The following is a 14,757-nucleotide window of genomic DNA, read 5'->3' on the forward strand; positions in this document are numbered from 1 at the left end:
TTAAAGGGTAACAAAAGGCGAATCTAAATGTTTTTCCCTTATGGAAAAAACAAATTGATTCGCCGAATGCTAAAAATTAGTAATTGCCTGAAAGAAGTGCTCCACCCATTGGGACATGAGCTTTCAATCCTAACTCTTTTAACATACGATAAGTAGTACAGATTGCAGCAGTTGTCACAGGGATTTTTATTTCATTTTCAATAAAATCAACAGCTGGTAATGATGGCATTTGAACACAAGCTGATAAGACTAGAGCTTCAACATCAGTCAAGTCCAATTGCTTATAAATAGATTTTAGATTTTCAGGGTCTAAAGCGGCTACCTCTAGGTTGTCTGCGACTTCCAGAGCTACCCAATCCTTTACTATAAATCCCTGATCCTCAATATAGTCAACTACCATTTGTGTTAAGGGTTTCATATAAGGAGCTACTACAGCGATATTTTTTACACCCAATGCTTTTAGTCCTTCCACCAATGCTCCAGCACTTGTTACAATAGGAGTTGGGAAATCATTTTCGACTGTTTTTTGATGTAGTCTACTTTGCGAAACGCAGTGATACCCTTTGCCCATTGACATTATTGCAACCAAGCAAGCATAGCCCATAACATCTACATGAGCATCTGATAGTTCAATAGCACATTGGTCGGATTGGGCGTCCATTTTTTCAAGCTCTTCCTTTGTAACATGTTTCATTCGCATTCTGGAGGAATGGAATGTAAAGCGTTCTGGATAAATGCTTTCTCTGGCTCTGAATAAGGCAGGGATTTCAGTTTCCATGGTTACATTAGAGCTAGGGACGATTTGGCCGATTTTATATTTTAGTTTGGACATATGAAATAGGATTACGCCTTTACAATAGGATTCTTAAGAGTTCCAATAGGTTCAATTGTAATTTCTACAACGTCTCCAGGGAACATAAATTCTTGCGGGTCTCTACCAGCACCTACCCCAGCCGGTGTTCCAGTTGCTATGATGTCGCCTGGTTCCAAACTGATACATTCAGATATATCTTCAATAATAGCATTAACATTGAACAGCATGAATTTGGTGTTTCCATTTTGCTTTTCAATACCATTCACTTTTGTGATAATATCTAAGTTGTGCGGGTCAGTTAGTTCATCTGCTGTGATAATCATGGGTCCCATTGGAGCGTAGGTGTCCTGACCTTTAGACACGATCCATTGACCGGATCTTCTACAGTCCCTTGCGCTGATATCGTTAATGATTGTATATCCAAAAACATGATCTAGAGCCTTCTCTTTGGATACTTTCGTTGCCTTTTTTCCAATAATTACAGCTAATTCTCCTTCCCAATCCATTTGCTGAGTAATTTCCTCATTATGCTTAATAGGGTCACCATTAGCGATAACCGTGGTAGGTGGTTTACTAAAGATGACACATTTTTGAGGGAGTTCCTTTGAAGTATCTAAAGTACGAGCTGATTCGGCAACATGTTCGGTATAATTTAATCCGATACCGAAGATATTTTTTCTAGGCCTAGGAATTGGAGCCAAAAGAATAGCATTTTCAAAAGGAATACTGCAGGTTACCAAGTCAGTAACCGCAGATTCTTTTATTATTTTATCCAAAGCTTTTACGCCTATGTTTCCGAGGTCAATAAATTCAAGCATCGTTTTAGGAAGATCAATTCCAAAATTAATTCCTAGACTTTCGACATCAACGATGATATCAAAATCAGATATAATGACGCCTAATCGGCCTTCGGCTTCAGTGTTAGCTCTATATGTTACTAGTTTCATGAATTCGGTTTATAAATTTTATTCCACTATATTTTTTGATGACCATTATTTTCAGTATAGGCTTTTTCTTGATATAGGCCTAATTTGCTAATGGTTGGAAGGTCATTGAAATTAAATAAAAATGCTTCTTCGCTGTCGGATAAGTTGACATGTTCATGCCAAGCCCAAGCAGGGACACAGAAAGTATCTCTTTCCTTCCAGTCATATCTTTTGCCGTCGATAATAGTATAACCTTTACCTTTTGCACATTGGTAGATAAAACTACCTGTATGCTTGTGAGCTTTGGTTCTTTGGCCTGGTTTTAACATTTGCATTGCTGCACCCATGGTTTGCATTACGTGGCCACCTGTTAGTGGGTTTGAGTATTGCATTATTACACCGTCGAAAGGAGTTCCATCTGATACTTTTCCGGCATTAACCAGTGCATTATAAGTACTTTCCCAAGAATATTTGAATAATGGAGAATATGGGTTATTCCATTCTCTATCGACAGGTATCAATCCGCTTCCGGAATAGCTCATTGGGGAATAATTCATTGGCACCACTTCTTCTTGACCATCTTCGTCATCATATACCGCATAATCATTCGCTTCCAATGCATTCACCAAAGGAATATCCAAGCCATCCATCCAGACACAAGTTTTTCCATCTGGGTCTACACCATGTTCATGCCAGGTGCTATTTGGAGTAATGACAAAATCATTGACACCGAGGGATATTTTATTTCCATTGACTATGGTATAGCCTTTATCGCCTTCCATGATGAAGCGCAATGCTGCGGCTTTATGTCGATGTGCGGGAGTTGATTCTCCTGGTTGAGTTACCTGAATTCCTGCATATAACCATCCGCAGGCAGCTTTTACATTCGCTCTTTTTTTATTGATGAGGTAGACGACTCTTCTTCCGGCTTGTCCGGGGGTTACTAATCTTGCAGATTCTAATACAAGATCTCGGAGTTCGTCGTATTTCCAGAGCATTGGCACTGAGTTGGAAATAGGTTCCCAAGGTTCAATTTCATTGGCTACGGTCCATAAAGCACCGGTATCCAATTCTGCAAGCTTACCATAATAAGCTTTTAATTCTTCATTATCTTGTACACGTGCTCTGCCGTAAACATCATCTTTACCTTTATAAATGTTTGTTTCCATGATGAGCTGGTTTTATAGTTTATAATTTATGATTTATATGAATTCAAATTGGTCATATCCACCCATTGATTTAAATCGGTTTCCTCAGATTGTAGATTCAAGGAGTTATTTGGGTCAGCAAAATTGATTGCATTATTTGCAGTTATATTTACCTTCAGGTTGAAGATATCAAATCTATTGTAATGACCGAGTAAATCATGCATTTGTTTTGGTTGAATACATTTTTCGAGGTCAATTTCTGCATATACAATTCCTTCATCATCTATTATAGATTCTCCAATTTGTTGTCCGTTAGGATCGATAAAGCCAGAATAAGAGCTATTTTTTCTGGTCAAGAGTTCTCTTGCATTCGGAACTTCTTTTTCAAACATTTGAATAATTTCTTCTGAAATAGTTGAGCAAGAAGTAATCGTATATACCTTTCCTTCGAAAGAATGGGCTGCGGCTCTTATTTTAATTGCTTCAGCCATATTGTAATCCGTTGGGGCAACAGGTAGGGCGATATAATTGGCGATGTGGATCAATTCACCTTGAGCCAATAGGGCAAATCTGGCTAAGGTATTGGTATTCTCGCCACAAGCTAGGGCGCCTAAAGGACCCACACTAGTTTCATGAACTTTTAATGAAGAGCCATCACCACCACTCCAGGTAAGTTTTTCAGCCCATGTAGGAACTAGTTTTCTATGTTTACCTAAGACCTTTCCTTCATTGTTGATAGTTATTATAGTATTATAAAGTGTTCCAACTTTTTCTTTTACGCGTTCATTTAAACCAATTACAACATTGATATCGTAGTCTTTTGCTGTTTGCGCTATTTTATCAATTTCAGGTCCGTCAGCTGTAATAGAATTCAAGTACAGTTTTTTAAACCATTTACTGCCTTCGACTGGACTCATGATCCAATTCCAATAAGGGTAAGCCGAAATAAAAACTTCAGGGAAGGCAATTAGCTTGGCGCCATTGTCTGCTGCTTCTTTAATGATTGAACAAACCTTAGCCACAGTAGCGTCTACATTAAAGTAAACTGGAGAGGTCTGAACGGCAGCCGCTTTGAACTTAGGAAATTTCATGATGTCGTTTAAAGTTAATTAAGTTTATAATAATCTGTAATTCAAAACTACGAAATTAAATTCAACAATAACAAATAAAAAATGACAATATTAAATTATAATGTATATATAACACATTAAATTCAGCTATTATGAAATTAATTTTGCAATTCTAAAATTATATTTATATTTGTTCTAACAGCCAACTGAGGTTATCCAATTTACGCCTTGGTTTATAAACACGATTATTATGAGAAGCTTCGAGCAAAAGGTATGTCTTATTACAGGTGCCGCAACGATTGGTCTTGCGATTGCTGAAAAATTTATTCAATTAGGTGCCCATGTTGTGGTTGGTGCTTTGGATTTAGGTTCTGAAAGGGATTTTAAGGGTCATTATGGGGATCAATTTGATTTTGTGAGCACAAATATCACTAGCGATTCAGCATTATCTAATCTATTAAACTTTTGTATTGATAAATATGGTCGGGTTGATGTGTTGGTAAATTGTGCTGCCGCCTACGGCGATGATGGTGCCTCTACCAGCCGGGAAACTTGGTTGAATACCTTAAATACCAATGTTGTATCAGCTGCCATTTTTGGAGAAATGGTGCGTCCTTATTTAAAGCAGTCTGGCGGCAATATCATCAATATTGGTTCAGTTTCTGGTGTTTTTCCTCATATCCAACGGTGGTCCTATCCGGTTTCAAAAGCAGCATTACTTCATTTGACAAAAACTCAGGCATTAGAATATGCGGCTGACAAGATCCGTGTTAATATGATCCGATTGGGTCATATCTGGTCATTGCCTTTTGAAGGGTTGACAAAGAACGATCGTGAGCATGCTAACCGGGTGACTAGTCCATTTAATTTAATGGATCGTGTTGCGAATGCTGAGGAGGTTGCGAATGTGGTTGCTTTTGTGGCTTCGGGTGAAGCTTCCTATATGACAGGGAGTGAGACGGTGGTAGACGGGGGATATAGTGCGCAAGGGCCGGAGCAACATGATCCCTTGTTTCCAAAATTGGCGAAATAAAAAGAATCCAAAATAAACAAAAGATAAGATTATGAGAAGAATTGCAATCGTAGGAGCTGGCCAAGCGGGTTTACAAACAGCAATTGGTCTATTAAAAAACGGTGGTTATGAGGTTACTGTTTTTAGTAACCGGACTCCCGAACAAATAAGAACAGGAAAAGTAATGTCGAGTCAATGTATGTTTGATATGGCGTTACAAAATGAACGTGAAATAGGAATAAATTATTGGGATGATTCCTGTCCTCCGGTTCAAGGATTAGGGGTAACTGTTCCTAATCCTGAGGTTCCTGGAGAGAAACTATTTACTTGGGCTGGCCGATTAACGCATGATGCTCAGGCTGTTGACCAACGTATAAAGATGCCTAGGTTAATTGAAGAGGTTGAAAAGTTGGGTGGAAAATTTGTGATTGAAGATGTTGGAGTTCCAGAGATGGAACAGATGACTTTGGAGTATGACTTAGTATTGGTTGCTGCGGGTAAGGGGGATATTGTTAAGACCTTTGAGCGCGATGCCTCCAGAAGCCCTTTTGATGCTCCACAACGTGCTTTAGCATTAACCTATGTAAAAGGAATGGTTCCAAGCACTCCATTTTCTAAGGTTTCTTTTAATTTAATTCCGGGAGTAGGAGAATATTTTGTCTTTCCTTCCGAAACCATCAATGGCTATTGCGAAATTATGGTATTTGAAGGTATACCGGGTGGTCCGATGGATTGTTGGGCTGATGTGAAAACGCCAGAGGAACATTTGGAAAAAAGTTTATGGATTTTGAAGACCTTCTTGCCTTGGGAATATGAGCGTTGTTTGAATGTAACCTTAACTGATGATAATGGAATCCTAGCTGGGCGTTTTGCTCCAACGGTTCGTAAGCCTGTTGCTACATTACCAAATGGAGGTAAAGTTTTTGGTGTTGCAGATGTCGTGGTTGTTAATGATCCTATAACGGGTCAAGGGTCTAATAATGCGTCCAAGTGTAGCAAGGTTTATTTAGATGAGATCATTGCTCGTGGAGATCAAGCTTATACAGAGGAATGGATGAATGCGACTTTTGAGAAATATTACGATTACGCTCAAACGGTTACGAATTGGACAAATTCCATGTTGACTCCTCCCCCTCCACATATTTTAAATCTAATGGGAGCTGCTTCACAAGCGCAGTCTTTAGCGGATTTAATTGCGAATAATTTCAGTGATCCTTCGAAGTTTACACCATGGTGGTTTGATGCAGGATTAACAGAGGAGGTAATTGCGACACATGTTTCAAAAGTTATGAGTTAGCACAAAATATAAAGGGTTATGAGAGAGTTTAGAAATGCCTGCGGGAAATTTGCAACTGGGATTGTTGTGATTACGACAGAACATGAAGGTGTGGTGCATGGAATGACTGCTAATGGTTTCATGTCTGTATCATTGGATCCGAATCTAATATTGATATCCATTGATAATAATAAAAGGATGCATTCCTTATTAAAGGAGAGTAATAAATATGCAATTAGCATCCTAGCGCATCATCAGGAGAAATGGAGCAGACATTTTTCTGGCTCTCCACAAGATGATTTCATTGTTGAGTTCAAGGATTTTCATGGGGCAAAGGTTATTCCAGACGCGGTTGCCTATTTTGAGACCTCTGTTGTTTCGCAACATTTGGAAGGTGATCATACTTTATTTGTAGGTCGTGTAAATCACTTTGAATGCAATGAACAGGATCCTATTTTATATTGGAAAGGATCATATACAAAAATCAATTAATTAAAAAAGACATGAAGATATCTGTAGTTGGTGGTGGGCCGGCAGGGATGTATTTTTCAATTCTTGTTAAGAAAGCATTGCCTCATGTTGAAATCAATATTTATGAGCAGAACAACATAACTGATTCTTTTGGGTTTGGGGTTGTTTTTTCAGATGAAACCTTGAGTGAGTTTTTAACCAAGGATGCTCGATCTTATGATTTAATTCGCAGTAAGTTTGCTTACTGGGATAACCTGGATGTTTATCGTGATGGGGAGGTGGTTCGAATAACAGGTAATGGCTTTTGTGGTTGTTCTAGAAAAACATTATTAGAATTGCTTGCCCAACGTTGTCTTGAAGAAGGGGTGAATATACATTCTCGTCATCGGATTGAGGACTTATCGGAACTATCAGATAGCGATATGATCATTGCAGCAGATGGTATCAATAGTTTAATTCGCTCAAAATTACAATCAGATTTTGAAACCACTGTTATTCCAAAGAAAAACAGATTTGTTTGGATGGGTTCTACGAAACCTTTGGATGCATTTACCTATTTTTTCAAAAACACCGAGTTTGGACCATTTGTAGCCCATAGTTATCAATATGAGGAAGGAATGAGTACTTGGGTTATTGAAACTACCGAGGAGGCGTTTCAAAATGCAGGATTCGTAGTCGATGATGAAATTGGCACTAAGAAAAAGTTGGAGGATATATTTTCAAAGGAATTAGATGGTCATCCATTATTAACAAATAAATCTCATTGGAGGAGTTTCCCATTAATTACGAATAAAAAGTGGCATAAAGATAATGTCATTTTATTAGGGGATGCGGTTGCATCTGCTCATTTTTCAATTGGGTCAGGGACTAAATTGGCGATGGAAGAAGCTATTGCCTTATCCAATTCAGTTATAGAAAATGAAGGCGATGTTCAAAAGATATTCGCTCATTATGAAGATACCTTTAGACCTCGGGTTGAGTCGATCCAGAATGCGGCGAATATTTCAATGGCATGGTTTGAATCGATGGACAGACATATTAAGCAGCCTGATTTTATGGCTTTTGCATTTGATGTGATGTCCCGGTCAAGGAAAGTGACTTATGAAAACCAAGCCATTCGGGATGGCAGTTTTACGAGGAAAGTATTGGAGGCCTTTAATCGTAGGCAGCAAACAGAATCGGGAAAATCACCTGCGTTTTGTCCTTTTAACTTACGCGAATTGAATTTGAATAACCGGGTTGTGATGAGTGCCATGGGCCAGTATGCAGCAGATGCAGGGGTAGTAAATGATTGGCATTTGATGCATTATGGCTCACGAGCAACAGCGGGCTTAGGATTGATTATGTCAGAAATGACGGCTGTTGATGTGGATGGGCGGATTAGTCCAAGATGCGCAGGTATTTATACTGAGGCGCAAGCAGATGCTTGGAAGCGCATTGTGGATTTTATTCATCAAAATTCAGAAACCAAAATTGGGATTCAATTAGGCCATTCAGGTCGTAAAGGTTCAGTTTCGAGAACTTGGGAGGGAGGATTTCAACCTCTTGATTCAAAAGATAGGTGGCAAGTGATTTCAGCATCAGATAAAGCATTTGGAATAGGTTATCAAATACCAAAAGCTATGGAAAAAGCGGATCTGGATTATGTGCTTCAGCAATTTACTGAAGCTGCCAAAAGAGCTGACCAAGTAGGTTTTGATATGATTGAATTGAGTGCATGTCATGGGATGTTATTAGGGTCATTTTTATCACCATTAACTAATCTGCGTACAGACGAGTATGGAGGTAGTTTGGATAATAGATTAAAATTTCCGCTGAAAGTCTTCAGAAGCATTCGTTCCGTTGTAGATTCTAGAAAACCAATATCTGTAAAAATTTCTGTTGAGGATTGGAAAGAGGGTGGAAATACGATTGAAGAAGGAATAAAGATTGCCCAGGCGTTTAAAGATGCAGGGGTAGATTTAATATCGGTGACTTCTGGCGGAACGGTTCCAGATCAAGTTACCAAAGAAGGTCCGATGTGGCAGGTTCCATTGGCAGATGCTATAAAGCATGATGTTGATATTCCAGTTATGGCAATAGGACAATTTACTACAATAGATCAAATTAATACAACTTTACTTGCGGATCGCGCAGACCTAGTTGCCTTGGGGAAAGCGATGTTGGTCAATCCGGGTTTTGTGTTGCAAAGTGCAGCTTATGAGCAGGAGTCCTTAAACGGAATGATTCCAGGCCCATATCAGGTTGGAGTTTCGCAATTATATAAGAGCCAGCAATGGATGCGTCGTGAGTTTGAGAAGATGAAAGTCGCCTTAAAGCCGCAAAGTCATAAGTAATATTTGAATTTAATTGAAAGACTAACCAAATTATATAACTATGATACAGAAACATAACTTTCTTAAAAAAGACAAGTTTTTATTGGGGACATTCTCCACGAATTGTGGTGGCGGAATGACTGTTTCGAAGCTTCCTGATCGCTGGAGAGCGAACTGGGAGAATAATTTAAAATTGGGATTAATGCTTGACGAGGCAGGTATTGATTTTATGCTTCCTATTGCAAGATGGGTTGGCTATGCTGGTGAAACGGATTTTCACGGCGAGGTAATGGAGACCGTTACTTGGGCAACTGCATTATTGGCAAGAACGAAGCAGATTACTGTTTTTGCAACTATTCATACAGTAGCCAACCACCCGGTAGTTGTTGCTAAACAAATAGCAACTATTGCACAGATTAGTTCAGACCGTGTTGGTTTGAATATCGTTGCTGGTTGGAATAAACCTGAGTACGATGCCTTAGGGATTCCCTTGCCAAAGGATCATGAAACCCGTTATGGCTATGCTCAAGAGTGGTTTAATTTTATTAAAAGATTATGGACAGAGGAAGATCCGTTCAATTTTGACGGAAAATATTTCCATACGACCAGAAGTTATGGCAATCCGAGACCTTCAAGTATGCCTCCAATTTTTAATGCGGCAGGTTCGGGTCAAGGTCGTGAATTTGCCATAGCAAATGCAGATTTTCTATTTACTCCAGCTATTGATTTAGAGCGGTCAAAAGCAGAAATTGCAGAATTAAAACAAAAAGGTGTTGATGCGCAAAGAGATGTGAATGTTCTGACCTTTTCACATGTGATCTGTCGCCCAACGGAGGAGGAAGCTTTAGCGGAGCGTCAGCGGATTTTGGATAATGCAGATTGGGCTGCAACCGATAATCTGATCAATTTACAGTTTGCACATGCGCATAGTTTTCCGCATGATTTATTAAACAGTATCCGTGAAGGTATGGCCTTGGGACATGGAGGTTTTCCATTAATTGGTACACCTCAACAAGTTGCAGATGGTCTCATCGCATTACATGAAGCGGGATTTAAAGGTACTACATTATCATTCTTCGATTATGCGGAGGAGTTCCCGTATTTTAGGGATAATGTTTTACCCATCCTAGTAGAGAGAGGAATTCGTTAACCAAAATATAAACTTATGCAATCATTACAAGATATTATTAGCTCGGGTTCCATCCGGTTTGTGGATATGACCCATACATTGAATGAATCATTTCCAGGATTGCCATTGCCTGCAGAGTTTGGGCAGGTTGCTACCTTCAAGAAAACAGAAATATCTCGATATAATGAACTTGGTCCAGGATGGTATTGGAATAATATTTCTTTAGGAGAGCATTTTGGGACCCACTTTGATGCACCTGTGCATTGGGTTACGGGCAAGGATTATAAGAATAATACCGTAGATACTATACCAACGGAACATTTTATGGCAGCCGCTCAGGTTATTGATGCTTCAAAGGAAGTAGCCGCTAATCCAGATTTTGTGCTGACTCCGGAATTTATTCAAGATTGGGAAGCAAAACATGGGGAATTACGGGCAAAGGAATGGGTTTTGTTTCGTACCGATTGGCACAAAAGAGCTATAGGTCCAGAGTTTTTAAACCAAGGAGAAGACGGGTTGAATCATACTCCTGGTCCAAGTAAAGAGGCTGTGGAATATCTTATCAGTAAGGATGTATTAGGTTTTGGAGTAGAAACATTAAATACGGATGCAGGGATGTCTTTTGTGTGGGATTTTCCATTGCCATGTCATACTTTGATGCATGGAGCTGGGAAATATGGGTTACAATGTCTACGCAATTTAGATCAATTGCCGGCTCGAGGTGCAGTCGTAGTAGCAGCACCATTGAAAATAGAAGACGGCTCGGGCAGTCCACTGCGCGTATTTGCTATAGTTGAGGGGTAAAACATACCCCTTCAATCAAATTAATAAAGAAGATTATGGCTGAAAAATCATTTAAGAAAGAAGTCGAAACTCTTCGCAAGGGAGCAGGTGAGGTATTCCATGGAGAAGGAATATTGGCCGTAACTAAAGCTCTGTTGCAGTGTGGAGTAGGATATGTGGGTGGATATCAGGGTTCGCCAATTTCACATTTGATGGATGTGTTTGCAGATGCTGAACCTCTTTTAGAAGAACTTGGGGTTTATTTCGAAAATTCAGCTTCCGAAGCTGCAGCAGCAGCGATGCTTTCTGCATCGGTTTATTACCCCGTTAGGGGTGCTGTCACATGGAAATCAACTGTAGGAACGAATGTCGCTTCAGATGCACTTTCCAATTTAGCTTCAGGAGGTGTTACAGGTGGGACATTGGTGATTGTTGGTGAGGACTATGGTGAAGGATCATCCATTATGCAAGAGCGGACTCATGCTTTTGCAATGAAATCTCAAATCTGGATGCTTGATCCCAGACCGAATTTAGAAAGTATTGTCAGATCGGTAGAATTAGGATTTGAGCTTTCTGAGGCAAGCAATACTCCTGTGATATTACAGTTAAGAGTTCGAAGTTGTCATTTACATGGACAATTTATTGCCAAGGATAATCAAAAGCCCAAGGTAAAGATTAGTGATTGTTTAAATGAACCTAAAAGAGATGTAAGTAGAATTGTTTTACCACCAGCTACTTTCCTTCATGAAAAAGAAAAAGTGGAGTCTCGTTTGCCGAAGGCAATCCAATTTATTAAAGATCATAAAATAAATGAATTCCTCTCAGGAGAAAGGGAGGATATAGGCTTTATTGTTCAGGGAGGCTTGTTCAATAACCTAAATCGCTCTTTGGTAGCATTGGGTTTGTCAGATAATTTAGGGAATGTGAAAGTTCCTATTTATGTAATGAATGTGGCATATCCGGTTATTCCTGATGAGGTTCTAGAATTTTGTAAAGGTAAAAAATCGGTATTGATGATTGAGGAGGCTCAACCAAACTATGTCGAACAGAATATTGGTTATCTACTCCATAAAAATGGAATTGACTGTAAGCTTTATGGTAAGAATGTTTTGCCAGAAGTTGGAGATTATACAATTGGGGTTGTCAAAGAAGGATTAGTAAAATTCTTTGAAGCCATTGGGGAGAATTTAAGTTCGGAACAGAAAGAGATATTCACCAAGAAAATTACGGAAGAAGACAATAAACAGTTGTTGGAGCAGGTTCCTGTTAGGCCTGCAGGATTTTGTACAGGCTGTCCTGAGCGGCCGATATTTGCGGCTTTAAAAATAGTTCAGGAAAAACTTGGTCAGCATCATGTTGCTGGCGACATTGGTTGTCATCTATTTTCTATTTTACCACCATTTAATATTGGTGCTACTACAATGGGATATGGGTTAGGTGCTTCCTCCGCAGCAGCATTCAATTTGTTCAATACCCCCACTCAAGAAGGACAAAAGCGGCCAATCGCCATTATGGGTGATGGCGGTTTTTGGCATAATGGATTGACCTCAGGAATTGGGAATGCTGTTTATAATAAGTTTGATGGATTGATTATCATCATTGATAATTATTATGCGGCAGCTACCGGTGGTCAGGATATTCCATCTTCACGAGCATTTAATTTCCTTAGAACCACAAACAATCCCATTGAAAATGCTGTAAAAGGGGTCGGAGTGAAGTATGTAAAGATTGTAGATCGGACTTATGATGTGGAGAGGATGGTCAAAGAACTGACCAAGGCACTTACAACAAAAGAAAAGGGTCCCAAGGTTATTATTGCTCAATCTGAATGTAGTTTAAATAAGGAGCGACGTAAGAAACGAATATTTAAGAAACGAGTAGAAGAAGGTAAGCGAGTTGAGAGTGAGAAATTTGGAGTGGATGCAAAAGTTTGTACAGGGGATCATGCCTGCATGCGTTTGTCTGGTTGTCCGTCTTTGACTCTAAAATATACGGATAATCCATTGCGTGAAGATCCAGTTGCACATATCGAGCAGTCTTGTGTTGCTTGTGGGAATTGTGGTGAAGTGGCGGAAGCTGCAGCTTTATGTCCTGCGTTTTATAGTGCCAAAGTGATTCGCAATGCTGGTTTTATGGAGAAATTAGTTTATAAATTTCAGTATAGCATTATTAATTTTTTACAGAAGCGTAGGGCGTCAAAACAAATTACAGTATGATGGAAGAAGGTAAAAACATAATAGAACCTATTAAAGTTGCAATAATTGCTGTTGGAGGAGATGGCGGAGGAGTATTGACGCAGTGGATTGTTCAGTTAGCTTCAAAAAATGGATATTGGGCGCAATCCACAACTATTGCAGGAGTTGCCCAACGTACTGGATCTACTGTGTATTATTTGGAATTATTTCCTGAAGCTGCAATTCCAATGCAGGATGGTAAAAAAGTATCACCAGTCCTTGCTCAGATGCCAGCACCGGAGGATGTGGATGTGGTCATGGCAACTGAATTAATTGAAGCTGGACGGGCCATCCAAAGAGGATTCGTCAGTAAGAAAACAACATTAATCTTTTCTACGCATCGGAATCTTGCCATACAGGAAAAAGAAAAACCTGGGGATGGTATCCTTGATGGTTCCTCCATTTTTGAACTCTCTAGAAAATATGCTAAATCCAGTGTTTATGCGAACTTAAAGGAGTTAGCAGATAATAATAAAAGTGTTATCTCAGCAACATTGTTTGGAGCTTTAGCTGCATCAAATTCTCTGCCCTTTAGGGTGGAGCAATTTGAAAATACCATCAAAGACGGTGGGGTCGCAGTTTCAACCAGCTTGGCAGCATTTAAGGCCGCATTCGGCTTAGTAGGTTTAGGCTTATCCGCTAAGGAAGCCACTCCATTTGTGCCTGAATTAAAACCAGCGGTTTTTGATCAGATGCCAGAGACGACAAGCTCAAAGAAATTAAATGAAGTTTTATCAGAAATCAGAACCACATTGCCTGAAAATACTCATTCCATTGTTTTTGCTGGGGTAAAACATCTAATAGAATGGGGTGATGTGGCATGGGCTAAAGAATACGTTGGAAGGTTAAAGAAGTTTGCTGATGTTGAAAAGAAGCATCCAGAAAAGAATAATCAGTTGCTACAGTCTGTGGCGAGGTATTTATCACTTGCAATGGCCTATGATGATTTGGTAAATGTTGCAGATGTCAAGACTAGAGCAGAACGTTGGGAGACGGTATTTGGTCAAGTTGGAGCTAAAAAGGGTGAAATCGTGAAAACTACAGATTATTTCCACCCTCGTTTCGAAGAAGTTTTTGGGTTTATGCCTGTAAAACTTGGTAAGAAAATGGAAAATAGTGAGTCGGCACAACGATTTTTTACAAAATATTTGGATAAAGATCGTCGAATGAATACACATAATGTTTTTTGGTTTACCATGTTATATACATTGGGAGGTATGAAAAAATACCGTAAAAAAACTTTAAGACATTTTGAAGAAATGCAAAATATAGAGGGTTGGTTTAACAGGTTATTTGAAGTTGTAGAGGTGAACTATGATCTGGCAGTTCAATTAGCAAGAACCTATCGTTTGAAAAAAGGTTATGGTGATACTTATGCTCGTGGGCATTCAAAATTCAAGATGTTGAATGAGTTGGCGGTCAAACATAAAGGGGTTTCTGGAATAGAAAGTCAATTGTCGCAATTGATCGAGTATGGTTTGAAAAACCATGAGGCAGAACAATTGCAAGGTCAAATCGCATTGGTAGAAGCAGAATTAGAAAGTAGGTCAGAAAGTTCAATGAATCATTAAAATAGAAA

Annotated in this window: 12 protein-coding genes; 8 read left to right on the plus strand and 4 right to left on the minus strand. The window is 39.2% G+C overall.

Annotation, left to right across the window (positions count from 1 at the left end; all coding sequences use genetic code 11):
* Positions 1-76 precede the first annotated feature (76 nt).
* Genes ACF3OC_RS01250 through ACF3OC_RS01265 form a run of 4 tightly spaced genes read right to left on the minus strand, consistent with a single transcriptional unit; the run spans position 77 to position 3,979 of the window.
* Positions 77-832 carry an Asp/Glu racemase gene (locus tag ACF3OC_RS01250; RefSeq protein WP_094281032.1) on the minus strand — a complete coding sequence of 252 codons (756 nt, stop codon included), beginning with the start codon at positions 830-832 and terminating at the stop codon, positions 77-79.
* A gap of 11 nt (positions 833-843) precedes the next feature.
* On the minus strand, positions 844-1,761 hold the full coding sequence (locus tag ACF3OC_RS01255; RefSeq protein WP_094257668.1) for a fumarylacetoacetate hydrolase family protein: 918 nt from the start codon (positions 1,759-1,761) through the stop codon (positions 844-846).
* Between the two features lie 26 nt (positions 1,762-1,787).
* A complete protein-coding gene (locus ACF3OC_RS01260; protein ID WP_094281033.1) occupies positions 1,788-2,909 on the minus strand; it encodes a cupin domain-containing protein in 1,122 nt (373 codons plus the stop codon).
* Between the two features lie 26 nt (positions 2,910-2,935).
* Positions 2,936-3,979, minus strand: coding sequence for a carbon-nitrogen hydrolase family protein (locus ACF3OC_RS01265; protein ID WP_218823972.1), 1,044 nt, complete (start codon positions 3,977-3,979; stop codon positions 2,936-2,938).
* A 229-nt stretch (positions 3,980-4,208) separates the two neighbouring features.
* Here ACF3OC_RS01265 and ACF3OC_RS01270 point away from each other — a divergent pair, with 229 nt between their 5' ends.
* The 8 genes from ACF3OC_RS01270 to ACF3OC_RS01305 are packed head-to-tail and all read left to right on the plus strand — an operon-like array spanning position 4,209 to position 14,749.
* The gene (locus tag ACF3OC_RS01270; protein ID WP_094281035.1) at positions 4,209-4,991 is read left to right on the plus strand and encodes an SDR family oxidoreductase; all 783 of its coding nucleotides are present in this window, start codon (positions 4,209-4,211) and stop codon (positions 4,989-4,991) included.
* A 31-nt stretch (positions 4,992-5,022) separates the two neighbouring features.
* Entirely contained in the window at positions 5,023-6,267 is a 1,245-nt protein-coding gene (locus ACF3OC_RS01275; RefSeq protein WP_094281036.1) for a styrene monooxygenase/indole monooxygenase family protein, read from the plus strand.
* 18 nt (positions 6,268-6,285) lie between these two features.
* The gene (locus tag ACF3OC_RS01280; protein ID WP_094257673.1) at positions 6,286-6,738 is read left to right on the plus strand and encodes a flavin reductase family protein; all 453 of its coding nucleotides are present in this window, start codon (positions 6,286-6,288) and stop codon (positions 6,736-6,738) included.
* Between the two features lie 11 nt (positions 6,739-6,749).
* Positions 6,750-9,053 (plus strand): FAD-dependent monooxygenase, encoded by a 2,304-nt coding sequence (locus ACF3OC_RS01285; protein WP_094281086.1) that lies wholly within the window; start codon positions 6,750-6,752, stop codon positions 9,051-9,053.
* 40 nt (positions 9,054-9,093) lie between these two features.
* Complete coding sequence (locus tag ACF3OC_RS01290) at positions 9,094-10,182, plus strand: LLM class flavin-dependent oxidoreductase (protein WP_094257674.1); 1,089 nt, start codon at positions 9,094-9,096, stop codon at positions 10,180-10,182.
* Positions 10,183-10,197: 15 nt separating this feature from the next.
* Positions 10,198-10,965, plus strand: a complete 768-nt coding sequence (locus ACF3OC_RS01295; protein WP_094281037.1) for a cyclase family protein — start codon at positions 10,198-10,200, stop codon at positions 10,963-10,965.
* A gap of 35 nt (positions 10,966-11,000) precedes the next feature.
* Positions 11,001-13,160 (plus strand): indolepyruvate ferredoxin oxidoreductase subunit alpha, encoded by a 2,160-nt coding sequence (locus tag ACF3OC_RS01300; protein ID WP_094281038.1) that lies wholly within the window; start codon positions 11,001-11,003, stop codon positions 13,158-13,160.
* A complete protein-coding gene (locus tag ACF3OC_RS01305; RefSeq protein ID WP_094281039.1) occupies positions 13,157-14,749 on the plus strand; it encodes an indolepyruvate oxidoreductase subunit beta family protein in 1,593 nt (530 codons plus the stop codon). Before ACF3OC_RS01300 ends, ACF3OC_RS01305 begins: the two co-directional genes overlap by 4 nt.
* Positions 14,750-14,757 lie beyond the last annotated feature (8 nt).

Source organism: Sphingobacterium cellulitidis (genome assembly GCF_043187465.1).
Taxonomy (GTDB): Bacteria; Bacteroidota; Bacteroidia; order Sphingobacteriales; family Sphingobacteriaceae; genus Sphingobacterium; species Sphingobacterium cellulitidis.

Bases quoted from the DNA above. Each gene is read 5' to 3' on its own strand.
- ACF3OC_RS01275 (WP_094281036.1), top strand. From the start codon at position 5,023: ATGAGAAGAATTGCAATCGTAGGAGCTGGCCAAGCGGGTTTACAAACA.
- ACF3OC_RS01265 (WP_218823972.1), bottom strand. From the start codon at position 3,979: ATGAAATTTCCTAAGTTCAAAGCGGCTGCCGTTCAGACCTCTCCAGTT.
- ACF3OC_RS01250 (WP_094281032.1), bottom strand. From the start codon at position 832: ATGTCCAAACTAAAATATAAAATCGGCCAAATCGTCCCTAGCTCTAAT.
- ACF3OC_RS01300 (WP_094281038.1), top strand. From the start codon at position 11,001: ATGGCTGAAAAATCATTTAAGAAAGAAGTCGAAACTCTTCGCAAGGGA.
- ACF3OC_RS01295 (WP_094281037.1), top strand. From the start codon at position 10,198: ATGCAATCATTACAAGATATTATTAGCTCGGGTTCCATCCGGTTTGTG.
- ACF3OC_RS01290 (WP_094257674.1), top strand. From the start codon at position 9,094: ATGATACAGAAACATAACTTTCTTAAAAAAGACAAGTTTTTATTGGGG.
- ACF3OC_RS01305 (WP_094281039.1), top strand. From the start codon at position 13,157: ATGATGGAAGAAGGTAAAAACATAATAGAACCTATTAAAGTTGCAATA.
- ACF3OC_RS01255 (WP_094257668.1), bottom strand. From the start codon at position 1,761: ATGAAACTAGTAACATATAGAGCTAACACTGAAGCCGAAGGCCGATTA.
- ACF3OC_RS01280 (WP_094257673.1), top strand. From the start codon at position 6,286: ATGAGAGAGTTTAGAAATGCCTGCGGGAAATTTGCAACTGGGATTGTT.
- ACF3OC_RS01260 (WP_094281033.1), bottom strand. From the start codon at position 2,909: ATGGAAACAAACATTTATAAAGGTAAAGATGATGTTTACGGCAGAGCA.
- ACF3OC_RS01270 (WP_094281035.1), top strand. From the start codon at position 4,209: ATGAGAAGCTTCGAGCAAAAGGTATGTCTTATTACAGGTGCCGCAACG.
- ACF3OC_RS01285 (WP_094281086.1), top strand. From the start codon at position 6,750: ATGAAGATATCTGTAGTTGGTGGTGGGCCGGCAGGGATGTATTTTTCA.